At 66.4% G+C, this 23,848-nt stretch carries 18 protein-coding genes and 1 pseudogene; 10 read left to right on the top strand and 9 right to left on the bottom strand.

Features of this window, described 5'->3' with window-relative positions:
- Positions 1 to 345: 345 nt before the first annotated feature.
- The gene (locus H0E82_RS02105; RefSeq protein ID WP_180543312.1) at positions 346 to 1,305 is read left to right on the top strand and encodes a hypothetical protein; all 960 of its coding nucleotides are present in this window, start codon (positions 346 to 348) and stop codon (positions 1,303 to 1,305) included.
- 564 nt (positions 1,306 to 1,869) lie between these two features.
- On the opposite strand, the gene H0E82_RS02100 is transcribed toward H0E82_RS02105, so the two are convergent.
- Entirely contained in the window at positions 1,870 to 2,340 is a 471-nt protein-coding gene (locus H0E82_RS02100; RefSeq protein ID WP_219338359.1) for an SDR family oxidoreductase, read from the bottom strand.
- Between the two features lie 246 nt (positions 2,341 to 2,586).
- Here H0E82_RS02100 and H0E82_RS02095 point away from each other — a divergent pair, with 246 nt between their 5' ends.
- The 4 genes and pseudogenes from H0E82_RS02095 (at position 2,587) to H0E82_RS02080 (ending at position 4,761) form a co-directional block, all read left to right on the top strand.
- Positions 2,587 to 3,453, top strand: a complete 867-nt coding sequence (locus H0E82_RS02095) for a PhzF family phenazine biosynthesis protein (RefSeq protein ID WP_180543311.1) — start codon at positions 2,587 to 2,589, stop codon at positions 3,451 to 3,453.
- A 289-nt stretch (positions 3,454 to 3,742) separates the two neighbouring features.
- Entirely contained in the window at positions 3,743 to 3,880 is a 138-nt protein-coding gene (locus H0E82_RS02090) for a hypothetical protein (RefSeq protein WP_180543310.1), read from the top strand.
- 35 nt (positions 3,881 to 3,915) lie between these two features.
- Positions 3,916 to 4,107: pseudogene (locus H0E82_RS02085) on the top strand (protein NO VEIN domain-containing protein); the annotation flags it as partial.
- A gap of 33 nt (positions 4,108 to 4,140) precedes the next feature.
- Entirely contained in the window at positions 4,141 to 4,761 is a 621-nt protein-coding gene (locus H0E82_RS02080) for a hypothetical protein (RefSeq protein WP_180543308.1), read from the top strand.
- An 82-nt stretch (positions 4,762 to 4,843) separates the two neighbouring features.
- Here H0E82_RS02080 and H0E82_RS02075 read toward each other — a convergent pair whose 3' ends face one another.
- The 3 genes from H0E82_RS02075 to aceE are packed head-to-tail and all read right to left on the bottom strand — an operon-like array spanning position 4,844 to position 10,553.
- Positions 4,844 to 6,667 (bottom strand): tetratricopeptide repeat protein, encoded by a 1,824-nt coding sequence (locus H0E82_RS02075; RefSeq protein ID WP_180543307.1) that lies wholly within the window; start codon positions 6,665 to 6,667, stop codon positions 4,844 to 4,846.
- On the bottom strand, positions 6,654 to 7,844 hold the full coding sequence (locus tag H0E82_RS02070) for a protein kinase domain-containing protein (protein WP_180543306.1): 1,191 nt from the start codon (positions 7,842 to 7,844) through the stop codon (positions 6,654 to 6,656). Before H0E82_RS02070 ends, H0E82_RS02075 begins: the two co-directional genes overlap by 14 nt.
- 18 nt (positions 7,845 to 7,862) lie before the next feature.
- Entirely contained in the window at positions 7,863 to 10,553 is a 2,691-nt protein-coding gene (gene aceE, locus H0E82_RS02065) for a pyruvate dehydrogenase (acetyl-transferring), homodimeric type (RefSeq protein ID WP_180543305.1), read from the bottom strand.
- A 198-nt stretch (positions 10,554 to 10,751) separates the two neighbouring features.
- On the opposite strand from aceE, the gene H0E82_RS02060 reads away from it, so the two are divergent.
- The 3 genes from H0E82_RS02060 to H0E82_RS02050 are packed head-to-tail and all read left to right on the top strand — an operon-like array spanning position 10,752 to position 13,413.
- Complete coding sequence (locus tag H0E82_RS02060) at positions 10,752 to 12,560, top strand: sensor histidine kinase (protein ID WP_180543304.1); 1,809 nt, start codon at positions 10,752 to 10,754, stop codon at positions 12,558 to 12,560.
- Positions 12,561 to 12,562: 2 nt separating this feature from the next.
- Positions 12,563 to 13,003, top strand: coding sequence for a response regulator (locus tag H0E82_RS02055; protein WP_180543303.1), 441 nt, complete (start codon positions 12,563 to 12,565; stop codon positions 13,001 to 13,003).
- 5 nt (positions 13,004 to 13,008) lie between these two features.
- Positions 13,009 to 13,413, top strand: a complete 405-nt coding sequence (locus H0E82_RS02050; RefSeq protein WP_180543302.1) for a response regulator — start codon at positions 13,009 to 13,011, stop codon at positions 13,411 to 13,413.
- 127 nt (positions 13,414 to 13,540) lie between these two features.
- Here H0E82_RS02050 and H0E82_RS02045 read toward each other — a convergent pair whose 3' ends face one another.
- A complete protein-coding gene (locus tag H0E82_RS02045; protein ID WP_180543301.1) occupies positions 13,541 to 14,080 on the bottom strand; it encodes a carboxymuconolactone decarboxylase family protein in 540 nt (179 codons plus the stop codon).
- A 120-nt stretch (positions 14,081 to 14,200) separates the two neighbouring features.
- Between H0E82_RS02045 and H0E82_RS02040 the strand changes: the two genes are divergently transcribed.
- Positions 14,201 to 15,088: an AraC family transcriptional regulator gene (locus tag H0E82_RS02040; protein ID WP_180543300.1), complete on the top strand. Its 888-nt coding sequence runs from the start codon at positions 14,201 to 14,203 to the stop codon at positions 15,086 to 15,088.
- A gap of 208 nt (positions 15,089 to 15,296) precedes the next feature.
- Here H0E82_RS02040 and H0E82_RS02035 read toward each other — a convergent pair whose 3' ends face one another.
- The 3 genes from H0E82_RS02035 to H0E82_RS02025 form a co-directional block, all read right to left on the bottom strand.
- Positions 15,297 to 16,010 carry an MOSC domain-containing protein gene (locus H0E82_RS02035; protein WP_180543299.1) on the bottom strand — a complete coding sequence of 238 codons (714 nt, stop codon included), beginning with the start codon at positions 16,008 to 16,010 and terminating at the stop codon, positions 15,297 to 15,299.
- A gap of 49 nt (positions 16,011 to 16,059) precedes the next feature.
- Positions 16,060 to 16,614: a thioredoxin domain-containing protein gene (locus H0E82_RS02030; RefSeq protein WP_180543298.1), complete on the bottom strand. Its 555-nt coding sequence runs from the start codon at positions 16,612 to 16,614 to the stop codon at positions 16,060 to 16,062.
- A gap of 208 nt (positions 16,615 to 16,822) precedes the next feature.
- Complete coding sequence (locus H0E82_RS02025; protein WP_180543297.1) at positions 16,823 to 19,108, bottom strand: NADP-dependent malic enzyme; 2,286 nt, start codon at positions 19,106 to 19,108, stop codon at positions 16,823 to 16,825.
- A gap of 244 nt (positions 19,109 to 19,352) precedes the next feature.
- On the opposite strand from H0E82_RS02025, the gene H0E82_RS02020 reads away from it, so the two are divergent.
- A complete protein-coding gene (locus H0E82_RS02020) occupies positions 19,353 to 22,532 on the top strand; it encodes a ligand-binding sensor domain-containing diguanylate cyclase (RefSeq protein ID WP_180543296.1) in 3,180 nt (1,059 codons plus the stop codon).
- A gap of 6 nt (positions 22,533 to 22,538) precedes the next feature.
- Here the strand turns inward: H0E82_RS02020 and H0E82_RS02015 are convergent, their stop codons facing one another.
- On the bottom strand, positions 22,539 to 23,765 hold the full coding sequence (locus tag H0E82_RS02015) for a peptidase MATCAP family protein (protein ID WP_180543295.1): 1,227 nt from the start codon (positions 23,763 to 23,765) through the stop codon (positions 22,539 to 22,541).
- Between the last annotated feature and the right edge of the window lie 83 nt (positions 23,766 to 23,848).

Below are 23,848 nucleotides of genomic sequence, written 5' to 3'. Positions count from 1 at the left end.
CAACCTTCGCTGCCGCATTTTTCAGCCTTTGGCACGGCAGAGCGTCGAAGTCGTCGCTGCAGTCGGCGAGTCATGGAGCAGACGCATCAATGCCGGGGGGGATCCAATCAGACAGCCGGCGAGACGGACAACGTGAGCCTGATCTTGCTTCTTTGGCATGACCGCAGCCATGCGCAGCACGACGCGGTGGACGGTGGCATCCTGCAGCGGTGTAGGGCTGCTCCGGCAACAGCAACATCCGGCATGGTTCTGTCAGCATGCGGATGCTCGATCCGTTGTATCCGGCGCAGGTCTACGGCTGCAACACATGAATCCGGCACAGTTGGATCCGATGAGGCGTCGAGCGTGAAAGCGTTGTTCCGCTCGGTCGAGACGACATGGAGGTACGAGATGCGCCCTTCACCCAGTGGACTGCCGACTGCAGGACACCCCCGCTTCGTTTGCGCCGTTGCCCTGGCTGCGCTCAGTGCCTGCACTGGCGTGCAGCGTCTTCCAGCCGAGGCCGACACGTTTCGCCCGGCGGATGAAGCGGTCGCAATCGCGGACCCGAGGCACGTGCTGGGCGCGTGGGATGTCGTGTCGTTCGAGGGCTACAGTCCCGAATCAAGGTTGATCGGTGCGGAGCGCGCCGCGTATGCTGACTTCGACGTCAGCGGAGTGGCCCTGCACTTGGAGTGCAACTACACCACCCGGCCGGACATCCTGGGGCTCGGCATACTCGATACCGGACCGGATTTCGACCATCCTCAGACCATGATGGGGTGCGGAGCGGACACAAATGCGCGAGAAGCGCGCTACTTCAGGTTCTTCGACCGCAGCCCCAGCATCGAGGCCCTGGGCGCACACCGCCTCCTCCTCAAGGCGGGTGAACGAACGCTCATCCTCGAACGCCCAGAGATCCGCCGACTCGCCTTTGTGCCCACACCGCGCGCCCTGACGGGCACGTGGCAAGCAGAGAGCATCACGCGCTACGTGCACGGCGCCGGCGCCTCATCGACCGGGTTATCCGAACTGCCCGGGCACCTGATCTTCGATAACGGCACGCTCCGGCACACTACGTGCTCTGCACTGCGCATCAGCTATCGGATCGACAACACAGGGCGCCTCACTACGACAGGGGATTCGCAGCGCGCACTTGCCGCGCACTGCGCTGATTTACATATCCCGTCTTCCGCGAATGGACAGCCGAGCGCCGGGGATGTCATCGCCGTCCTCCACGCCTCACCTCTGGCCGAACTCAGCGGAAAGAATGGCCTTTTATTGTCGACCGACACATTCGGGCTGCTCTTGAGGCGTCGCGACTGAGTGAGCGCCCGATTAAGCGGCTCTCCCGGCTGGTGGAGTGCAATGCACCTCGTGCGGACGTGAGGCTGAACTGGTTCGGACGAGGACGCTTTCGCGTACCAGCGGCCATACATTGCGTCGGCTGGCACCCCGGCTTGATCCTGTGTCCCGCAATCGAACGGAGCTCGCGCCCTTGAGTTCACAAGCGGGTCGGGATCTGGTCAACCAAGTAGCTAGGTAACTCGACCTGACCCCATTACCCGCTTCGCCGGATTCCTGTGCGCCCACGCCTGCTCGCATGCCCGCGAGCCCAGCGTGGTGGCAGAGGTCGCAATCTTCGCCGCCGCATTTACTTGCGCTGGCACCGGGAACAGAGATTCAAAAGCTAGCGGCGCTCTGCGAGCACCTGGTCACTGAGGCGGGCCCGCATCGACCAGAAGTGAACCTGGCACGATTAGCCCGCCGTTAGCCCGTGCTCAACCTGACCCCGCTACAGGCGCACCCAGGTAGGGAAGTGAGCCTGTCACCGCGATGGTCGTGCGTTGCGAGCCGAAGGATCGTGGGCGCGCTCACCGGGAGTGCTGATTACCAGCCTTGCTCGGTCGGCAGCACGAACAGCTCCGCGACGTTGACGTGCGGTGGTGCCTGGGCCGCGAACAGGATGGTATCGGCGATGTCGCGGCCTTTGAGGAACGTCATCTGCTCGGCCAGCTCATCCATCTGCTGGCGATAGCCGGGATCGCTGATCTGATCGTAGAGCTCGGTCTCGACCGCGCCGGGCTGGATGCAGGTCACGCGGATGTTGTGCTTCTGGCCCACCTCCATGCGCAGGCCGTCGGAGAAGGCGGTCACCGCGTGTTTGGTGGCGCAGTACACGGCGAGCCCCTTGAACACCTTGCGCCCCGCGATCGACGAGGTATTGAACACATGGCCCGACCGCTGCTTGATCATGTGCGGCAGCACCGCCGCGGTGGTATTGAGCAGGCCCTTGAGATTGACGTCGACCATCCGATGCCACTCGTCGGTCTTGAACTGGTCGACGTCGGACAGCGGCATGAGGCCCGCATTGTTGAACAGCAGGTCGATCGAGAGGCGGATGCGAGGCGTCGGGTGTCATGCGCGCGGTGCGGGTGATGGTCCTGAACAAAGGTAGCGCTGACTGGAGGCTGTCGTGCGACTGCTTTGCAAGCGCCGACGACACTACTTCGGCGCCGGCTCGCGCCTAGTCTGGTCGTTGCGTAGCCCGCACGCGTACCAAAGTAGCCTTGACACCCATATCGGGCGCAACCACCGAGAGCAGAAATGGCCCATCCAGCGATCCACCTCGTGCATGTTTTCTGCGCTGGCCCGAATGGCGGCAATCCTGCGCCCATCGTGCTGGACGCTCGAGGAATGAGCGATGACGCAATGCGCGACGTGGCGCGTGAGCATAGGCACGAGAGTGGCTTCGTGTTGCCCCCGCCAGACGGAAGTGACGCTGATCTGGCAATGCGTTTCTGGGTGCCGAACCATGAAATGGAGATGTGCGGCCACGTGACGGTCGGCGCGGTGTGGCTACTCGAGCGGCATGGACGCCTGAGCAAGGACCGTCTGCGTATCCACACGCCGAGTGGAATGGTCGAGGCCCTGATCAACCGTGCGGGCGATGCCGAAGTCGCTGTGGAGATTTCGCAGCCTGTGGGTCATGTCGAGACTCTGGCGTGCCCCGATCTACGCTCAGAGATTGCGAGCCTGCTGGACATCGAACCGGCAGCCTTAGGTGATGGGCCGATCCAGAACGCGAGGACAAGCCGGGTCAAAACGCTGGTTCCGATCAGCTCCATCGGTGCGCTCGACGCATTGCGCCCGGACTTTTCTCGCGTCGCGACCCTCTGCGAGCGGCTTGGGTCGACCGGACTCTACCCCTACGCGGTTGGCGCGGATCCCGGCATCGTGGACGCACGCCAATTCCCCAAAGCGTCTGGATATCCGGAAGACGCGGCGACCGGCATTGCGGCGGCAGCCCTTGCGTTCGGCTTGCGTGAGCAGGACCTCCTGCCACCCACCTTGGCGGCGTTGCGGGTTCGCCAGGGACGCGCCATGGGTCATCCGTCTGAGATCTCTATCCGTTTCGAGCACACGCATTCCGATGTGACAGGGTGTTGGATCGGAGGTGTAGTGCGGGCTTGATTCGCATGAAAAGACGAGCATTGGCGCGGTAGGCCCCGTCGGAGCGTAAGGTGCTCATTGAACGGATCAAGATCGCACCTTGAGGTGATCTCCAGCGAGCGCATCGTTGTCGAGAATTGAACCCTTCACTTTGCGCTCTCGCGCTCCGTGAAACCGGCATCTTTAGCTTCCCGACTTTGAGCAAATTTCGATCCGCTGACGCGAGCTCGAAGTTAACCTGGCACCGTTAGCTTGCTACGCAGCTACACATGTCAGCGGCTTCAACCAATGGGTGTTTCCGATCCTGGCCATGATCATGATCGCCGCCGCGTTCCTCAGCTTGTGGCATGGCAAAGCATTGAAATCGGCGGCGACGGTGGGCGAGGCGTGGATCAAGCGCATCAATGCCGAATCCACGTCTCAAGCAGCAGTCGATGACTCGACTTAAGTGAACCTGGCACCGTTAGCCAGAAGACGACGGCCTATTTGGCAGAGACCCCTTTCTTCATCTCACCGAACGAGGCGGCGTTCTCGGATGCGCATGCCGAACAGTTCCATCTCTATCGCCTGTTCGATTTCAGACAGTCACCGCGCATGTTCATGCTGCCCGGTGCAGTCGGCACGCATTGCCGTCTCGATCCTGTCAGCTATCGTGCGACGCTCTTGGCTCGCTGATACCCAGCCCGCTCGCCCATGGAGGGAATTGAATTGATCAGGGACGTCATTGCCGCCGGCGGCGCCGGCTTTTTCATTCCCGTGGTGCTGTTTGCCCTGCTTCTGTATGCGGTACGCGGCCTGTTCCGGTTGCATGGACGCCGCAGCCAACATCGGCGCGAGTTTCTCGAACACTGGGACGCCACGCGCATCGACGATGACCTTTGGCTCGAAGTGACGATCCGCCATCTCTACGGCACACACCTGCCGGCGCACGTCATCCGCAACGCGCTCGCGCACCCGCATACGAGCCAAGCCCTGCTGGAACTATCGGAGCTGTGGGACTTCTTTGATTACGACCCGGCGACCCGAGCCGTCGCCTGGAAGTACACGCCACATCGCAGCGCACGGATTCGCGCGCTCCTCCGCCACTGGCCCACGCTCCGCTACTTCCTGTTCGCAGGCGTGGGCGCGCTTGCTGCGTATCTCGCAACGCGCGCCGGCGGCTTCAACCAGTGGGCGTACGCAATCCTCGCCACGGTCATGATCGCCGCGGCGCTTCTCAGCCTTTGGCATGGCGAAGCCCTGAAGATCGCCGAACGGGTTGGCGAATCATGGATTCGACGCATCAACGCCGACTCGGAACAGCGCCATGCAGTCGATGACGCGCCTTAAGTGAACCTGGCACCGTTAGCCTCCTCTGTCGCGCCATCGCCGCGAGCTTCAAACCCGGCGCCGTTATCCCAACCTGGCACCGTTAACTTTGAGACCTTAGCACCGCTTCGGCATTATCCAGCGCAGCACTGGCTTGTTTCACGAGAGTTCGCTCTCCAGACGTCTCGCTAACAGCTTTCTGCAACAGCCTCCTTCCTCTTCTTGCATCCTTTGAGATGAGCGCCCTGCCCAACTCGACGTTCATCTTCTGCCTAATTCTTGTTTTGTCTTGTGAGGTTACGGCAAGTCCGATAGCTTCTCTGTAGAGTTTTTCGGCTCGCGCAAGATTACCTTTCCTGACACTTATCAGGCCTAAGGTTGCTGTTAGGTACGCATCCTTATGAAGCCCGTACGAAACCTTGCTAAGCAAATAAGACGCCTCCTCCAAGCGACCTATCTCGGCCAAAGCAAAGGCCAAATTGTTTATTACGGGAAGATCCCTATATCGCAGGATAGAGTCATCCCTCAAGCAGTCATCAAGGAGGCGGGAAAGCCTCGCATCGTTAGTACGCGACAATCCTAGAAAAGAAGATTCAGTGAAGAAAATCCAACGGATTAGCTTGTGTGAAACTCCCTTTACATCGAGCAGATTGTGCGCAAGATCAAATGCTTCGTTAGAGCGCCCAGTCTTTATTAGGGCGTTCATATGAACAGAATAGAGGTCGGCAATCTTGTCGGTCTTTCCGATGTGGTAGTCAGTATCTTGACTTAGTATGGACTCCGTAACTTTGAGAACTTGATCAAACTGTCCCATACTCGACATAAGAGAAGCGATGTTCTTCGACACAAAAATTTCTTGCTCAAGCCCGCCCTCGGAATCCATCGAAAGAGCATGCTTAAAAGCTTGAACTGCACGCACCGTATCTTTCTTTCGATGATAAACAACAGCAATATTATTCCAGAGGCTCACACTAGCTTTGATAGCGCCCTGCATCTTTAGAGCAGATAGAGCCTCATCGTACTGGTTAGTGCGAAGTAGAGATCTAGCCAAGCGCGCCCAAATCGCATCATCCTTTTGCTCAAACTCCACAAAGGACCTTAGCGAATGCACTGCTTCATAGTTCTTATCCAGAAACGCACAAACGTCAGAAAAGGCAACTAGGGCGCTTTTATTGAACGGATCGAAAGAAATCGATCTTTTCAGGGCTGCGTATGCCCTGTCTGGCATGTTGTTCCCAATATAGGCAAACCCTAAATTTGCGTATGCAACCGAGGAGTTCGGGCGCTCATCTAACGCGATCCTTAATGAGGATATGGCACCAGAAAAGTCATTCTGAACTAACCTGAAAGCACCTTCAAAAAGGCGCTCGGCATATCCGGCGGGATTCAGCCCCACAGCTCTAGAAATCCATAAGGCTGCCCGCTCGAAGTCCTGATCAATCACACCAAAAGAAGCGAGCCTGAGAGCCGAATAGGAGTCGCCCTCCCAACTTGATTCAAATATGGAAACAGCATCACCTCTCTCGCCAAGCCTCGCATACATATCGCCGAGCTTTCTGGAGAAGAACGGATCCGTGGCCAACCGAGCCGCGCTTTTAGTTGCTTCGCGCTCAAGAGAACTATTGCCGACCAGTCCGTGGAGGTTGGCCAGTCGGTTCTGAAAAGTAGAAGAATTTGAGAACTTGTCGGTCTTCCTCTGGAGTTCTAGAAGACGCTGAATCGCCGCAGCTTTCAATGTTTCAAGCTGTGGACCATCTTCCTTCAAAGAGTACGCTTGGCGGCGCAGCTCGGACATCTCAAGGATGTCGTCCAAAGGCGGCGAAATGAGAGAAAGTGCGCTTTTCGGGTCTTCTGCGAAGACAATCTCGAAGCGAGCAGGATCAGCAGATAGAGCGGGGGCAACCTCTGGTGGCTTAGATGTTTCCATCGGTTCCTCCGCTCCTAATTTGCGCTAGTCGATTTCGACTTCGCTCAGCGCGGGCAATCGCCTTAGCTGCCTTTGCCTGCCGCTGCTTTGCGACTTGCTGCGAACGGTGCCTCGCGAGGGCTTCATTACTCAAAGTCCGTATGGCGGAATGGCAAACTCGCCTAACGCGTTCGAACGATGACTCTCTGGAGCGAAAATCGGGGCGTGTCATCTGATCAATCAGCTCCGACAAAAGCCCGGAGATAGCGGCTGGAGCAGATGAAGCCGCATCCAATTTTACAGGTGAAAGCCCTTGAAATAGCTTAGGCGCATTTTTCTCCCAAGCGACCACCCTAGCTTCGTGCCGGGGCTCAGCGTCAATGCGCGCCTTTAGAGCAGAGAATCTGATATCAAAGTCAGGATTCTTGGCTCTGTAGGCGGTTTGATAATCCTCCGGGTGAAACATCTCAAACAGCATGCAACCTAAAGCAAACATGTCGGTATGCGGAGCGATTGCACGATCACCAGCCATTCCGCAAAACGCCTCGGGAGCGGAGTACATAAGAAGCCCCACAGGACCTGTGTAATGAGCTATTGGCTTTGACTCTGAGCGAGCAGATGTACCTAAATCAATCGCCACCACCTCTCCGAGGGGCGTACCATCTAAGCGACTTCTAAAATTGTCTGCTTTGATATCTCTGTGAAAAACTCCTCGCTTGTGCAAGCCCTCGACCGCGAGGACGACAAGATTGAATATTTCGAGCTTTTCAATTGCACCTGATTGCTCTTGGCTCTCGAAATGCTTGTCAATATCACCTTCAATCCATTCAGCAGCGAAGAATGGAGCAGGAATCGCCAGATCCAAGTTTTGCTCGGGGATAGCAACCCTCAGCTCGTATGAAACGCAAGATGACCTGACTTGCAAACAACGAGCGGCCCCTCTTAGGGACTCTAGAATTTCATGCTCCCGCCTAAAACAAGCGGATCGATACTGATCACTTTTACTTGGATCCGGATCAAGAAACTTTAAAGCAACGTCTTTTCCATCAATTTCATCAGTCGCTCGAAAAACGAGAGAAAAATGCCCTCGCTTCTCGCCATCAACGATATTAACAAGCCTGATCTTGGAGTACCGACCCTCTAAAAGCTCGCTCTCCTCGAGGGTCTTGATTAGAAGCTTGCTATTTCCGTGTAGCACAGCACCCCCTCTTACTTGTTAGACCCCAACCGGATTCGCCTTCTCCGGATCGATCTTGTACAGCTTGATCGCCCGGGCCACATCCTTGCCGGTCATCTTCCCGTCCTTCATCAGGCCCTCGATCGCGGCTTGGGCGATGTAGTAACGATCCACCTCGAAGTGACGGCGCAGGTTGGCGCGGGTGTCGGAGCGGCCGAAGCCGTCGGTGCCGAGCACGGTGTAGGTGGCCGGCACGAACGCGCGGATCTGGTCGGCGAACGCGCGGACGTAGTCCGTCGCGGCGATGACCGGGCCCTGGCGGCCTTCGAGCAGCTGGGTGACGTAGGCCTTGCGTGGGGTCTTGGCTTCGGGATTGAAGCGGTTCCAGCGCTCGGCATCCCAGCCGTCGCGGCGCAGCTCGGTGAAGCTGGGGCAGGACCAGATGTCGGCGGTGACGCCGAAGTCCTTGTCCAGCAGTTCGGCGGCGGCGATGGCCTCCCTAAGGATGGTGCCCGAGCCCAGCAGCTGCACGCGCAGCTCGCCCTTCTTGGGCTTGCCGGCATCCTTCAGCAGGTACATGCCCTTGATGACGCCCTCGGCCGCGCCTTCGGGCAGGGCCGGGTGGCTGTAGTTCTCGTTCATCAGGGTGATGTAGAAGAACTCGTCCTGCTGCTCGTCGAGCATGCGCTGCATGCCGTAGTGCAGGATCACCGCCACTTCGCCGGCGAACGTCGGGTCGTAGGCGCGGCAGTTCGGGATGGCGCCGGCCAGCAGGTGGCTGTGGCCGTCTTCGTGCTGCAGGCCTTCGCCGTTGAGCGTGGTGCGGCCGGCGGTGGCGCCGAGCAGGAAACCTCTGGCGCGCATGTCGGCGGCCTGCCAGGCCGAATCGCCGATGCGCTGGAAGCCGAACATCGAGTAGTAGATGTAGAACGGCAGCATCGGCACGTCGTTGGTGCTGTAGCTGGTGGCCGCGGCCATCCAGCTGGCGAAGGCGCCGGCTTCGGTGATGCCTTCCTCCAGCACCTGGCCGGCCGCGTCTTCGCGGTAGTACGAGAGCTGGTCACGGTCGACCGGCTTGTACTTCTGGCCCTGCGGGGCGTAGATGCCCAGCTGGCGGAACAGGCCTTCCATGCCGAAGGTGCGCGCCTCGTCGGCGACGATCGGCACCACGCGCGGGCCCACCTGCTTGTCGCGCAGGATGATGGAGAGCGACTGCACGAAGGCCATGGTGGTGCTGATGGCGCGCTCGCCGGTGTCCTGCATCAGGCGGTCGAACACCTTGAGCTCGGGCGCCTTGAGGGTCTCGGTGCTCTTGCGGCGGCGCTGCGGCAGGAAGCCGCCCAGCGCCTGGCGGCGCTCGAGCATGTACTGCACTTCCTCGGAGTCCTTGCCCGGGTGATAGAACGGGATGTCGCCGTCCTTGAGCGCCGCGTCGCTGACCGGAATCTTGAAGCGGTCGCGGAAGGTGCGCACGGCCTCGTCGTCGAGCTTCTTGGTGTTGTGCGTGGGGTTGAGCGCTTCACCGGCGCTGCCCAGGCCGTAGCCCTTGACCGTCTTGGCGAGGATGACCGTGGGCTGGCCCTTGGTGTCCATCGCGTTCTGGTAGGCGGCGAAGACCTTGTGCGGATCGTGGCCGCCGCGGTTGAGGCGCCAGATGTCGTCGTCGCTGAGGTTGGCGACGAGGTTCGCGGTTTCCGGGTACTTGCCGAAGAAGTGTTCGCGCGTGTACGCGCCGCCGAAGGCCTTGCAGTTCTGGTACTCGCCGTCGACGGTCTCCATCATCAGCTTCTTGAGCATGCCGTCCTTGTCCTTGGCAAGAAGCGGATCCCAGTAGCTGCCCCAGATGGTCTTGACCACGTTCCAACCGGCGCCGCGGAAGCCGCCTTCCAGTTCCTGGATGATCTTGCCGTTGCCGCGCACCGGGCCGTCGAGGCGCTGCAGGTTGCAGTTGATGACGAAGACCAGGTTGTCGAGGCCTTCGCGGCCGGCCACCGAGATCGCGCCGAGGCTTTCCGGCTCGTCGGTCTCGCCGTCACCCATGAAGCACCACACCTTGCGGTCGGACTTGGGCATCAGGCCACGCGCTTCGAGATACTTCCAGTAGCGCGCCTGGTAGATGGCGGCGATGGGGCCGAGGCCCATCGAGACCGTGGGCACCTGCCAGTAGTCGGGCATCAGCCAGGGGTGCGGATAGGACGAGATGCCCTGGCCGTCGACTTCCATGCGGAAGTTGTCGATCTGGGTTTCGGTGAAGCGGCCTTCGAGGAACGAGCGGGCGTAGATGCCCGGCGAGCTGTGGCCCTGGGTGGCGATAACGTCGCCCGGGTGGTCGGCCGAGGGCGCGCGGAAGAAGTGGTTGAAGCCCACGTCGTACAGCGTGGCGCTGGAGGCGAAGCTGGCGATGTGGCCGCCGAGGTCGCCGGGCTTGCGGTTGGCGCGCACCACCATGGCCATCGCGTTCCAGCGGATGATCGAGCGGATGCGCCATTCCAGCTCCGGGTTGCCCGGCATCTTCGGCTCGAGATGGGCCGGGATGGTGTTGACGTATTCGGTGGTCGGCGCGAACGGCAGGTGGGCGCCGGCGCGGCGGGTGAGCTCCACCATGTTTTCCATCAGCTGGTGGGCGCGCTCGGGCCCGCCGACGTCGATGACCGCTTTGAGCGACTCGAGCCACTCGCGGGTCTCGGTCGGGTCGGGGTCGTTCTGCAGGACGTCGTTCAGCCAGTTCATTGGGGGCTCCAGCGCAGCGCGCAGGCGCGCGCGTGTAGGGGTCGATCGGACCCTGGATTCTATCAGGGGTGACACCGGGTACCCGACGCCGGCGCACGGTGCATTGCCAGCCGGTCGGGGGCTCGGCCATGATCCCGTGTTCAGGGGAGGATGCGGCATCATTGCGCGCCACTCCGCCCGCGCCCGAGTCCGCCTCCGATGCCGCACAGAGCCCAATCACCCTTCAGCCGCTGGCGCATGCCGGTGCTGGCGCTGTTGATCGCGCTGATCGTGATCGGACCCTTCCTGATCATTCGCGGTGCGATGCGCCAGGCCGAGCTGGCGACGGAGGCCGTGATGCACACGCGAGAGGTGCAGACCCTGATCCATCTTGTGGCCTCGGACGCGCGCAGCCTCGAGGGGGCCGCGTTGGCCCGCAGCCGCGGCATCGACACCCCGTTGCTGCGCGAACGTATCGCCGATTCCCAGGGCCGGGTACTGCCGAACCTCGAGCAGGTGATGGCGCTCACCCGGGACAGCCCAGAACAGCAGGTGCGCCTGGGCGAGCTGCGCAATGCGCTCGTTCAGCGTCTTGCACGTATCGATTCGGTGTTGGCGGCCGGGCCGGAGTCCACCAACCGGCAGATCGACGAAATGATCATGCTGTACACGATCCAGACGCAGATCCAGGAGATCGTGGCGGCCGAAGAGGAACTGCTCCAGGTGCGTACCGGTGAGGCCCGTGTGGCCAAGCGCCAGGCCGAGGTCGCCAGCTGGGCGGCAATGGTGGTGCAGCTGCTGTTGCTGATGGCCTCGGCCTATTTTGCGCTGCGTCAGCAGAGCGGACGTCTGGCGGCCGAGCGTGTGGCCGCCTCGGCCAGCGGGCGGGCCCTCGCGGTGCTCGACACGGTGCGCGAGCCGATCGTGCTGATCGACAGCGAGCAGCGCGTGGTGATGCACAACGCCGCGTTCGCCGAGCTCTACGGCGTGGAGCGCGACATCCGCGGCCAGCGCCTGGCGGAACTGGGCGACGGGGCCTGGGACAACCCGGAAACCCTGCGCCGCCTGCACGACGTGCTGGCACGCGACCGCGAGCTGTGGGACTACCGGCTGGCGCAGTCCACCGCCGACGGGGTGGAGCGCACGATGCTGCTCAACGCCAAGCGCATGCCGCTGCCCGACCGCAGCGATGCGGTCGCTTTGATCACCGCGTCCGACATCACCGCCCAGGCGATCAGCGAACGCCAGATCCGCGAGCTCAACCAGCAGCTCGAGGGCAAGGTGGAACAGGTCTCGGACGTCAACCGCGAGCTGGAGGCCTTCAGTTATTCGGTCTCGCACGACCTGCGTGCGCCGCTGCGGCACATCGCGGGCTTCGCCGACAAGCTGGGCCGGCACCTGGGCGACGGCGTCGACGAGAAGACCACGCATTACCTGGGCGTCATCGGCTTCTCGGCCAAGCGCATGGCCTCGCTGATCGACGACCTGCTGGTGTATTCGCGCCTGGGCCGCAACGCGATGCGCCTGCAGAGCGTGGACCTGCAGTCGATGGTGGCCGATACCCGGGCGATGCTCGACAGCAATGCAAGCGCGGAGAATCCCAGCCACCGCATCGAGTGGACCGTTACCCCGCTGCCGATCGTGATCGGCGACGAGAACATGCTGCGCCAGGTGTGGTTGAACCTGCTCGGCAACGCCATCAAGTACAGCGTCGGCAGCGAGCCGGCGCGGATCGAGGTGGACTGCAAGCGCAGCGACGACGGCGGCTACCAGTTCAGCGTGCGCGACAATGGCGCCGGCTTCGACATGCAGTACGCGGGCAAGCTGTTCGGCGTGTTCCAGCGCCTGCACTCGGCCAGCGAATTCCCCGGCACGGGCGTGGGCCTGGCCAGCGTGCGTCGCGTGCTGGGGCGCCACGGCGGCCGCATCTGGGCCGAGGCCGAGCCCGGAAAGGGCGCTATCTTCCATTTCACTCTGCCTGCGGCCACCCAGCTCGCCGGCGCATCTCCAACCTCCGGAAACCCCTGAACATGAGCGATATCCGCACGATCCTCCTCGCCGAGGACAGCCCGCATGACGCCGAAATGGCCATCGATGCGCTGCGCGAGGCCCATCTGGTCAACCCGATCGTGCACGTCGAGGATGGCGTCGAAGCGGTGGACTACCTGTTCCGCCGTGGCAAATATGCCGACCGCCCGGAAGGCGACCCCGCCGTGCTGCTGCTCGACATCAAGATGCCGCGCATGGACGGCCTCGAGGTGCTCAAACAGCTGCGCGATCACGAAACTCTGAAGCGTGTGCCGGTGGTGATCCTGTCCTCGTCGCGCGAGGAAAGCGATCTGGCCCGCAGTTGGGACCTCGGCGTGAACGCCTACGTGGTCAAGCCGGTGGACGTGGACCAGTTCTTCGACGCGGTGCGCACGCTCGGCAAGTTCTGGGCCGTGCTCAACGAAGCGCCCGAGATCGAGTAGTTCGGATGATTTCTGCTGCCGACGGCGGCCGTCTGCGCGTGCTGATCCTCGACGACTCCCGCGACGATGCCGAGCTGACCGAGCTGGCCCTGGTCGACGCCGGGGTCGCGGCGGAGATCCGCGTGGTCCACGGCCAGGCGGGGCTGGCGGAGGCGCTGACGGCGTTCGCGCCACAGATCGTGCTCTCCGACGTCAACCTGCCCGGGTTCTCCGGCGCCGAGGCGCTGGAGATGACCCGTGCCCTGCGGCCCGGCGTGCCGGTGGTGTTCCTGACCGGTTCGGCCCTGGGCCTGCCCGGCGAGACGCTGCCGGTCGGCGACGGGCTGGTCTACAAGGACACGCTGGGTGAGCTGCCCGACGTGATCCGCTCGGTCCTGCGCGTCCAGCTGCATCTCCCAGACGGGGGATGAGGCTTCGACGGCGCGGCGCGCGCGTCCATCCCGTCCGTCCGCACGGTCACCGCAGGTCGGGGCGTGGCACCCGCGCCCATGCGCCGGCCGCGGGCCTGCACCGCAGGCCGCGACCGGCACCCCGCCGCTACGGCGTGCTCAACGCGACAGCGGGAAAATCCACCGGCACGTCGAAGGCGACGTTGACGTAGTTGGTGAAGAGGTTGAGGGCGACATGGGCCAGGATCTCGACGATCCGGCCGTCGTCGAAGCCCGCGGCGCGCAGCGCGTCGACGTCCGCGTCGTCGAGCTGGCCACGCTGCTCGACCACCTTCAACGCGAACGCCAGCGCGGCTGCGGTCTTCGGGTCCCCGGCGCGGCCGCGCTGCGCCTCGTGCATCTGCTCGGCGGTGGCGCCGGCCTTCTGGCCGAGCATCGTGTGCGCGGCGAGGCAGTAGCTGCACCGGTTGCGGTCGGCGATGGCCACGGCGAGCTGCTCGCCGAGGCGCGCGCCCAGGGTGCCCTTGCCGAGGGCGCCGAACGCGGCCCACATGCTCTGCAGCGCGGCCGGCGAGTTGGACACGGCCTTGAACATGTTGGGCGTGCTGCCGAAGGCCTGGTCCACCTGCCTGAGCAGCGGCTGGCTGGCGGCGGGTGCGGTCTGGGGATCGAGATTGATACGGGACATGGCGGACTCCTGATGGGGTAACCGCGCACGGGATGCGCGCGACAGAGACAGTCTGCCGGGGGATTTCGTATCATCCGGCACGTATCGAACTTGATACGTGCCAATTCGTACACACCGCCCATGCCGACCTCGCTGCCGACCCCGCCGCCTCCGCTCGATCGCCTCTCCGCCCTGCTGGAGCGCCACCGTGTACGCGCCGAGCTGCACCACACGGGCGCGTTGTGTGGCATCACCCGCTTCGATGCCGCCGCCGGCCACGGCTACCTGCACGTGTTGCGGCGGGGCGAGCTGCGCGTGCGCCATGCCGGCACGCCGGGCCTGCCACGCTCGCTGCGCTTCGATACGCCGACCCTGCTGCTGTATCCGCGCGCGGTGACCCACGTCTTCGAGAATCCACCGGACGAGGGCGCGGATTTCAGCTGCGCGCGGCTGGTGTTCGACGGCGGCGCGGACAACCCGCTGGCGCGTGCGCTGCCGCCCCTGCTCGCCGTGCCGCTGTCGGAGGTGCCCGGCCTGCACGGCGCGCTGGACCTGCTGCTCGCCGAGACCGGGCGCGTGCGCTGCGGCCAGCGCCTGCTGGTGGACCGCTTGTTCGAGGTGGTGCTGATCCAGCTGCTGCGCTGGCTGCTCGATCATCCCGAGGCCGCCGGCGTCGCGCCGGGCCTGATCACCGGCCTGTCGGAATCGCGCCTGGCGCGGGTGCTGGTGGCGATGCACGCGGCGCCGGGCGAGCCCTGGCCGCTGGCGCGCATGGCCGAGGTGGCGGGCATGTCGCGGACCGCCTACGTCACCTGCTTCCGTGAGCACGTGGGACAGACGCCCGCCGACTATCTCAACGACTGGCGTATCGCGCTGGCGCAGGGCCGGCTGCGCGACGGCACGCCGATGAAGCTGCTTGCCGGGGAGCTGGGCTACGCCACGCCGTCGGCGTTGTCACGTGCGTTCAAGGCCAGGATCGGCGTTTCGCCACGCGCATGGCTGGGTGCGCGTCACGCGGCAGCGGAGTGAGTGCACGGCTGCGGCGCGGGGCGTCCGCCGTCACGTTGCCAGTGCACGGGCCGGTCGACTTCGCCCGCGCGCGCCGCAGATCACTGTGCGCACGGCCTCGCCCGGCAAACGCCGGCCGCATCGCGCGCACGTGGCACGTGCCCGCAGCACGCCGGGCCTCGCCGCACACGCCGACATCGACCGGCGCGGTGCGTGCCGCGCGTGCGGATCAGCCTGCGTCGTCCGCCCCGGCCGGGCCGTCGAGGCGCTGCGCCCAAGACTCGACCGATGCCGTGCGCAGCCGCGCGTGCACCAGCTTCAGCCAGCCGGCGGGCAGCGGGAGTGTCGCTGCCGCTTCCAGCAGCGGGCGGTCGAGCGTGCGCTGGAACAGCAGCTCGAGCAGGCGCCGCAGCGGCCACTCGGGATAGGGCCGGGCGACGATCCGCATCGGGTCGCCTGCGCTGATCTCGCCCGGACGCCGGACCCGGTAGTACCAGCCGGTGCGGCCGGTGGCCTGCACCCGGGCGGCGACCCGCGGCGCGTCGAACCGGTCGTCGAGTTTCCAGCAGGGCTGCCGGGCCTGCGACACCTCGAACTCGGCGCTGCCGACCTGCACTACGTCGCCCAGACACACGGTGTCCTCCGTCCAGCCCAGGGTCGACAGGTTCTCGCCGAACGCACCCGGGCCGTCGAGCAGGATGCGGCCGGGCAAGGCGCTGCGCCAGGCGGGGTAATGGTCGTAGGGATAGTGGTGCACCGCCTTGTCGACGCCGCCGTGGACCCGCAGGTCGCCCTGCGCGTCGCCCACCAGTCCGGTGACGGTGACCTGCACCACGCCGGGCGCGGGCCGTTTGTCGATGGCGCTGAAGGTGCCGGGGCGGGTGTACGGCCGCACCGCGCCGCGCAGCACCGCGAGCAGCGGCGTGGGCGCGGGCAGGCTCATGCGGGCCGTCCTGCCAGGCCGCCCGCATGCGCGCCAGGCGTCGCGCGCATCATGGAAGCTGCTCCGGCAGCGCGCAGCCGAACGGCGTGCAGCCGGCAGCCTCGCCGCCTGCCGCCTGGTCGCGCTCGAGCACCAGCTGGCCGAGCGCGGCGCCGAGCGTCAGATCGTCCACCCGACCGAACGCCGTACTGCGCAAGCGGCCGAGATGATCGATCAGCGCCAGGCTCGGCGTGCCGCGGAAGCCGTAGCGGGTCATGGTCTGCGGCACGGGACCCTCCGTCGATGGCCGGTCGACCGCGACGGGCATGCCGAGCCGGTACTCGCCCACGAACGCCGCGAGTGCCTCCGGCCCCATCACGGCATGGTGCTCGAACACGGTGTGCAGCCCGATCGTGACCACGCCCCGGGCCGAGAACCGGGCATGCACCGACGCCGCCTGCGGAATGCCGTGGCTGACGCAGCCGGGGCACAGCATCTGGAAGGCGTGCAGCAGCACGATCCGGCCACGCAGACCGGCGATCGACAGGGGCCCGGCGACGTTGAGCCAGGCGGCGACCTCGAGTTCGGGTGCGGGCCGGGCGAGGTGGGTGGGCTGGATGTCCATGCGCGTCTCCATCCGGCGACGCGCCGGGTGCATGGAGCGTCGGCGGTTTCGCGGCGCGCGTGTTGCCCGGACGGCCGGATTCCATTTCCGATCGTCCGGAGCGCGACGGGAGCGACGGCGCCGCGGGCCGGTGTGCAGGCCGCCCGGCGGTCCACTGCTGCGCCGGAGCGGCCTGCACGCACGATGCGAGCGACCGCCGCCATCCGGCTCAGCCCTCGGCCAGCTGCGCCTTGCGGATCTGCGCGTCGACCGCGGCGATCGCGGTCATGTTGATCACCCGTCGCGGCGTGGCCGACGGCGTGAGGATGTGCGCGGGCTTGCTGACGCCCATCAGGATCGGGCCGAGCGCGGCGCCGCCGGTCATCACCCGGATCATGTTGTAGGTGATATTGGCCGCGTCCATGTTCGGGAACACGAACAGGTTGGCCCGGCCGGCCAGCGTGCTGCCCGGCATCATGCGCCGGCGCAGGGCGTCGTCCCAGGCGGTGTCGGCCATCATCTCGCCGTCGAACTCGAGCCTCGGCGCGCGGCGCACCAGGATCTCGCGCACCTCGCGCATCTTGCGCGCGCTCGGGTCGTCGTGGCTGCCGAAGTTGGAATGCGACAGCAGCGCGATCTTCGGCTCGATGCCGAACAGCTTCAGCCGGTACGCGCCCTGGATGGTGCTCTCGGCGATCTGCTCGGCGCAGGGGTCGGGCTGGACGTGGGTGTCGAGGAAGAACCACAGGCCCTGGTCGTTGACCACGCCGGTCATCGCCGAGGTGCTCTGCAGGCCCGGGTCGAGCGGCAGCACGCTGCGCAGGTAGCCGAGCTTCTTGTGGAAGCGGCCGACGATGCCGGTGATCATCGCGTCGGCCTCGCCGCGCTCGACCATGATCGCGGCGATCAGCGTGGGCCGCGAGCGCAGCAGGGTCTTGGCCGAATCCGGGGTGACGCCGCGGCGCGCGGTCATCTGGTGGTAGTGCTGCCAGTACTCGTTGAAGCGCGGGTCGTCGTTGATGTTGGTGAGTTCGAAATCCACGCCCGCGCGCAGGCGCAGGCCCAGGCGCTGGATGCGCATGCCGATGACGTCGGGCCGGCCGATCAGGATCGGCGTGGCGAGGCCCTCGTCGACGACCGTCTGCACCGCGCGCAGCACCACTTCCTCCTCGCCCTCGGCGTAGACCACGCGCTGACGGTCGCCGCGCGCGCGGTCGTAGACCGGTTTCATCACCAGCCCGGTGCGGTGGATGAACTGGCCGAGCTTCTCGCGGTAGGCGCCGATGTCGTCGATCGGGCGCAAGGCGATGCCCGAGGCCATCGCCGCCTGGGCCACGGCCGGCGCGACGATGGTCAGCAGGCGCGGATCGAACGGGCGCGGAATGATGTAGTCGCGGCCGAAGCTCGGAATCTCCTCGCCGTAGGCGCTGCCCAGGTCGCTGGCTTCTTCCTTGGCCAGCTGGGCGATCGCATGCACGCAGGCGAGCTTCATCGCCTCGTTGATGCCGGTCGCGCCGACATCGAGCGCGCCGCGGAAGATGTAGGGGAAGCAGACCGCGTTGTTGACCTGGTTGGGGAAGTCCGAGCGGCCGGTGGCGATGATCGCGTCCGGGCGCACCCGGCGCGCCTCCTCCGGCATGATTTCCGGATAGGGATTGGCCAGGGCCAGGATCACCGGGTTCGGCGCCATGGCCTCGAGCATCTCCGGCTTGAGAATGCCGCCAGCCGACAGGCCGAGGAACACGTCCGCGCCGGCAACGATCTCGGCCAGCGAGCGCGCGGGCGTATCGCGGGCGTAGCGCGCCTTGGCGTCGTCCAGGTCGGTGCGCCCGCTGTGGATCACGCCGTCGCGATCGAAGGCGAGGATGTTCTCGGGCTTGAGGCCCAGCGCGACCAGCATGTCCAGGCAGGCGATGCCGGCGGCGCCCGCGCCGGTGGTGGCGAGCTTGACGTCGCCGATCGTCTTGCCGGCGATCTCCAGTGCGTTGACGATCGCCGCGCCGACGATGATCGCCGTGCCGTGCTGGTCGTCGTGGAACACCGGGATCTTCAGCCGCTCGCGCAGCTTGCGCTCGACGATGAAGCACTCCGGCGCCTTGATGTCCTCGAGGTTGATGCCGCCGAACGTGGGCTCGAGCGAGGCGATGATGTCGACCAGCTTGTCGGGATCGCGCTCGTCGACCTCGATGTCGAACACGTCGATGCCGGCGAACTTCTTGAACAGCACGCCCTTGCCTTCCATCACCGGCTTGCCGGCCAGCGGGCCGATGTCGCCGAGGCCCAGCACCGCGGTGCCGTTGGAGATCACCGCGACCAGATTGCCGCGCGCGGTGAGTTCGCTGGCCATGTTGGGATCGCGGACGATCTCCTCGCAGGCGAAGGCCACGCCGGGCGAGTAGGCCAGGGCCAGGTCGCGCTGGGTCAGCATCGGCTTGGTCGCGCTGACGGTGATCTTGCCCGGGGGCGAGGAGCGGTGATAGTCGAGGGCGGCCTCACGGAATTCGTCGTTGGACATCGGTGGCTGGTCTGTCTGGCAATGGGGCGCGGGGGTCGATTCTAACCCCGCCCCGCCCCGGGCCCTGGACGGTGCCGTGTGGTGTGCCGTGCGCTCGCGCGGCGATGGGGCACGCGCGATCGCGCGGCGCCGCACCTGCGGGATCGCTCCGACGACATGCAGTCACGACGACGGGCATCCCCTGCATGCCCGCGGGTTCCGTACGGCCTGCTCGCACCGGCATGGTTCTGGCATGCACACTGGGATGGGGAAGCAGAGGGGCAACGACGTGGAGCAGGACAGTCCGCATGCCGGGCCGGGGCGACCGCGTGCGTCCGCGCGCGAGCTGGCTCTGCGCGCATGTGCGGCGCTGGCCCTGGGCTGCAGCGCAATGGGGGCGACTGCGCAGACCGCCGGAATGGACGCGCCACGCCTGAGTCTGGAGATGTACGGGCTGGACGAGGGGCTGTCCCAGCTCACGGTGTCGGCCATGAGCGGGGACGATCAGGGGTTCCTGTGGGTGGCCACGCAGGACGGCCTGAACCGCTTCGACGGCCATCGCTTCCGCACCTACCGGCACGATCCCTCGCCCACCGCGGCCGATGCCGGACTCGCCAGCAGCAGCGTCGACAGCCTGGCCTTCGAGCCCGCGCGGACGCGGCTGTGGCTGGGCACCAATGACGCCGGCCTCGAGGTCGTGCATCTGCCCACGTGGACCCGCCACCGACTCGACGTCGCCGACGGACTGTCGCATGTGCGGGTGACCCAGGTGCTGCTCGATCCCGGGGGCGGCGCGTGGCTCGGCACCGAGGCCGGCGTGGACCATGTCGACGCCGACATCGCCCGCGTGCGTGGGCTCGGTGCCACGGCCGAGGTAGTGGGCCTGGTGTGGTCGGATGCGCTGGGGCGGGCGGTGGCGTTGGATGCGGCCTGCGGGCTGTGGACCGCGGACCGCTCGACGCTGGCGCCGCTGACGCGCCTGCGCGAGGCGCAGCGCTGCGTCGCCGTGCAGGAGGGGCCGGAAGGCCTGTGGGTGGTCGCCGATACCGGCCTGCACCGGATGGACGTCACCGGCCGCGTCCTGGGCCACTGGTCGCTGGACGCTGTCGTCGGCTCGCGCCTGGACCCGACCGCGATGATCCGGCTGCATGACGGACGCGTGCTGGTGGGCTTCGTCGACGGCAGCGTGGCCGCTCTGGCGCCAGGCGCGGCGCGGCCGCAGCGCCTGCGCTTCGACCAGCCCCCGCGCAGCGCGATCACCCGCTTCCATCAGAACGCCGCCGGTGCGTGGTGGATCGGCACCTACACCTCGGGCCTGTACCGGGTGCGACCGCTGGCGGCGGTGATCCGTGCCGACGCCGCCGGCACCGGCCTGATGGTCGACTGGCCCAGCCACAGCGTGCGCGCGGTCTGGCGGCGCGACGGCGACATGCTGATCGGCACCGACAGCGGCCTGCAGCGGCGTACCCGCGCGCGGCCCGCCTGGCATCGGGTGCCCGGACTCGACGGCGTCTCGGTACGTGCCGTGGTACCGGCCGCCGACGGCGGCTGGTGGCTCGGTACGCAGTCGGGCCTGTACCGGATGGACGACGACGGCCGGGCGCGGCAGATCGACGGCCTGGCCGATCCGCGCATCGACGCGCTGCTGAGGGACGGCGACACGCTGTGGGTGGGCACGCGCAGCGGCCTGGTCCGGCTGCAGCACGGCCACGTCGTCGCGGATGCGCGGCTCGCCGCGCTGCAGGGCGACATGGTGACCGGCCTGCTCAAGGATCTCGACGGCAGCCTGCTGGTGACCACCAACACCCGCGGGCTGTGGCGACTCGGGGGGGACGGCCTGGCCCGGATCGAACCGGGCGGCGCCGGGCTGTACCGCTCGCTCTGGGCACTGCATGTGGACGCCGACGCGATCTGGGTCGGCTCGTTCGGCGCGGGCCTGTACCGGATCGACCGCGCAAGCGGCGAATCGACCGCGCTCGCCCAGCGCGAGGGCCTGGTGAACAACGTGGTCTACCGGATCCTCGCCGACCCCGTGGGCCGGCTGTGGGTGAGCACCAATCTGGGCCTGAGCGTCTACGACCCGGCCAGCCGTCTGGTGCAGAACATCGGCCGCCGCGACGGCCTGCGCAACCAGGAATACAACAGCGGCGCGGCCTTCGCCGATCCCAACGGTCTGCTGTATTTCGGCGGCACCCAGGGGCTGGATGCGATCGCCCCGCTGCAGCTGCCCCGGCGCAGCGCGCCGGCGCGTCCGGTGCTGACCGCGCTGCAGCTGCTCAGCCGGCAGAGCGATGCCGACGCCCGGCTCGCGGCCGAGACCGATATCGTCTACGCGCCGGCGATCACTCTCGGCAGCGAGGACAGCGTGTTCACGATCGGCATGACCGCGATCGATTTCCTGGCGCCGGCCGCAGCGCAGGTGCGCTACCGGGTCGACGGCCTGCACGCGGGCTGGCTGTATCCGCACCAGGCGCACAGCGAGATCTCGCTCAACCATCTGCCGGCGGGGCGCTATCTGCTGGAGGTCCAGGCCGCGGGGCGCGACGGGGAATTCGGCCCGTCGCGCACGCTGACGATCGACATGCAGCCGCCGCCGTGGCGCCACCCGCTGGCCTACGCGGCGTACGCCCTGCTGGCGCTGGCCGCCGTGGCGCTGGCGGTGCGCCGCGTGCGACGCGACATGCGTCGTGAACGCGACCAGGTCGACCTGCTCAACCGCACGGTCGCCGAGCGCACGCTGCAGCTGGAGCAGGCCAATGCGCAACTCCAGCAGAGCAACCGGCAGCTCGACGCCGCGAACCGGCTCGATCCGCTGACCCACGTGGCCAACCGCCGCGAGCTGCAGGACTGGCTGGAGCGGGAATCGGCCCGCGTGTCCGGCCGAGCGCAAGGCGGGGCGGGCCGCGAGACGCTCTACTTCTTCATGCTCGACATCGACGCCTTCAAGCGCATCAACGACGGGCACGGCCACCAGGCGGGCGACGAGGTGCTGGTGCAGTTCGCGCAGCGGCTGCGCGAGCTGTGCCGCGAGGACGACCTGCTGGTGCGCTGGGGCGGCGAGGAATTCGTGCTGGTCACGCGCCTGGCAGACGCCGATTCGGCGGCGCGCCTGGCCGAACGCGTCCGCGCGACGATCGCCCGGACGCCGATGACCCTGCCGCACGGCGGCACGGTGTCCATCAGCTGCTCGATCGGATTCGCGCCCTGGCCGTTCTCCGCGGCATGGCCGGCGCTGGGCGACTGGCAGCAGACCACCGCGCTGGCCGACCGCTGCCTGTACACCGCGAAGGCGGCGGGTCGCGACGCCTGGGTCGGTCTCGCGCCCGGGCCCGCCCCCGATCGCCAGCGCCTGCAGGCCCTGCTCGCCGGCGCGGATCCCGGCGCCTTGGGCGCCAGCGTGCGCGTCCTGCATTCAACCGCCGCCACGCCGCCGTTCGCGCTCTGACCGCCGCTACAAGCGGTCGAGACGGATGCGGTTGGCGAACAGCGAGAACGCGAGCATGCCCGCCAGGCCGCCGGCGTGCGCCAGCCACGGCGGCAGCCAGCGCGGCGGCGCGATCACCCCGGCGTCGAACAGCGGCGCGAAGCGCACCACGTCGGCGAGGGTCATCTTGCCGGCGAACAGCTGCCGGCAGCGCGACAGCGCGCGCGCGGCGAGTGCCTGGCGGAAGAAGGTGTGCACGTCGATCAGCCCGCGCAGGTACACCGCGTCCTTGGTGAAAGCGTGGCCGCCGGTCAGCGGCACGCCGCGGAAGATGCGCTGCGCCGAGGCGAAGCTCTCGGCGGCGGTCTGTCCGGCATCGATGAAGCCGTCGAACACCTCGAGGAAATCCGCACCGTCGAGCGCGCGTGCCACCGCCTCGGTGCGCAGGCTGACCCGTTTCATGCGGCCGATGTCGATGTGGCCGGTGAGCTGCTCGGCCAGCACCGCGAGCCCCTCCTGGGTGCAGGTGGTGCGCGGCGAGGCCATGGCCAGGCTGGGCAGCACGGGCTGCTCGCGACCGTTGAGCGCGGTGAGCGAATGGACGAAGGCCTCGTGCTGCAGCAGCTGGCCGCGGTCGTGGACCGAATAGTGCGCGTCGGCGCGCAGCCGCAGGCGATAGGCGCCCGCCGCGGCCTTGGCGATCATGTCCGGATCGAGTTCGACGGCCACCACGCGCGCGCCGAAGAACGCATCGAGATCGCCCTGCAGCTGGCCCTGGAGCGTGGCGGCATCCACCGCGGGCTCGACCAGCAGGCCGGGATCGAGCTCGTCGGCGATGCCGATGAAATGCCGCGCCGCGTCGCAGGTGGTGAGCGCCGCGCCGGGCACCGGCGCATCCGGACGCCCGTAGAGCGCGATGGCGTGCCCGCCGGCGGCCGGCGTGCCCAGCCCCTCGAGCAGCTGCGCGGCCGTCTCCCAGCTGCGCGCGCACTCCACGAGGTAGGCGCCCAGGGGATGCTGCGGATCGGCCTCCGCGGCGATGCCGGTCAGCGCGCGCCGGGTGTCGCCGAAGTCGAGCGCCGGATACGCGACCTCCGGCAGCGCCCGGCGCCCGGCGGCATGCGCCTCGAGGAACTCGCGTTGCACCCGCGGCGACCAGCTCGCCAGCGTCAGCACGCGCAGGCCGCGTACGGCCGCGACCATGCGCGCGTCCAGTGCGGCGTGATGGGCGATGTCGATGTCGATCCCGGGCATCGGCGCTCCAGTGCGATGCCCCACGCTAGTCGATCCTGCCTGCAGGCTCCAGCTGCGACCCGGCAGTGCGCGTCGGCGCGGAC

Source organism: Luteimonas deserti (assembly GCF_013425765.1).
Lineage (GTDB): Bacteria > Pseudomonadota > Gammaproteobacteria > Xanthomonadales > Xanthomonadaceae > Luteimonas > Luteimonas deserti.
The sequence above is the reverse complement of the archived record's forward strand: the minus strand, read 5'-3'. Positions and strand labels throughout refer to the sequence as shown.

Coding starts and splice junctions, on each gene's coding strand:
- H0E82_RS02100 (WP_219338359.1), bottom strand. CDS start 2,340: ATGCCGCTGTCCGACGTCGACCAGTTCAAGACCGACGAGTGGCATCGG.
- H0E82_RS02095 (WP_180543311.1), top strand. CDS start 2,587: ATGGCCCATCCAGCGATCCACCTCGTGCATGTTTTCTGCGCTGGCCCG.
- H0E82_RS02090 (WP_180543310.1), top strand. CDS start 3,743: ATGATCATGATCGCCGCCGCGTTCCTCAGCTTGTGGCATGGCAAAGCA.
- H0E82_RS02075 (WP_180543307.1), bottom strand. CDS start 6,667: ATGGAAACATCTAAGCCACCAGAGGTTGCCCCCGCTCTATCTGCTGAT.
- aceE (WP_180543305.1), bottom strand. CDS start 10,553: ATGAACTGGCTGAACGACGTCCTGCAGAACGACCCCGACCCGACCGAG.
- H0E82_RS02060 (WP_180543304.1), top strand. CDS start 10,752: ATGCCGCACAGAGCCCAATCACCCTTCAGCCGCTGGCGCATGCCGGTG.
- H0E82_RS02055 (WP_180543303.1), top strand. CDS start 12,563: ATGAGCGATATCCGCACGATCCTCCTCGCCGAGGACAGCCCGCATGAC.
- H0E82_RS02050 (WP_180543302.1), top strand. CDS start 13,009: ATGATTTCTGCTGCCGACGGCGGCCGTCTGCGCGTGCTGATCCTCGAC.
- H0E82_RS02045 (WP_180543301.1), bottom strand. CDS start 14,080: ATGTCCCGTATCAATCTCGATCCCCAGACCGCACCCGCCGCCAGCCAG.
- H0E82_RS02040 (WP_180543300.1), top strand. CDS start 14,201: ATGCCGACCTCGCTGCCGACCCCGCCGCCTCCGCTCGATCGCCTCTCC.
- H0E82_RS02035 (WP_180543299.1), bottom strand. CDS start 16,010: ATGAGCCTGCCCGCGCCCACGCCGCTGCTCGCGGTGCTGCGCGGCGCG.
- H0E82_RS02030 (WP_180543298.1), bottom strand. CDS start 16,614: ATGGACATCCAGCCCACCCACCTCGCCCGGCCCGCACCCGAACTCGAG.
- H0E82_RS02025 (WP_180543297.1), bottom strand. CDS start 19,108: ATGTCCAACGACGAATTCCGTGAGGCCGCCCTCGACTATCACCGCTCC.
- H0E82_RS02020 (WP_180543296.1), top strand. CDS start 19,353: ATGGGGAAGCAGAGGGGCAACGACGTGGAGCAGGACAGTCCGCATGCC.
- H0E82_RS02015 (WP_180543295.1), bottom strand. CDS start 23,765: ATGCCCGGGATCGACATCGACATCGCCCATCACGCCGCACTGGACGCG.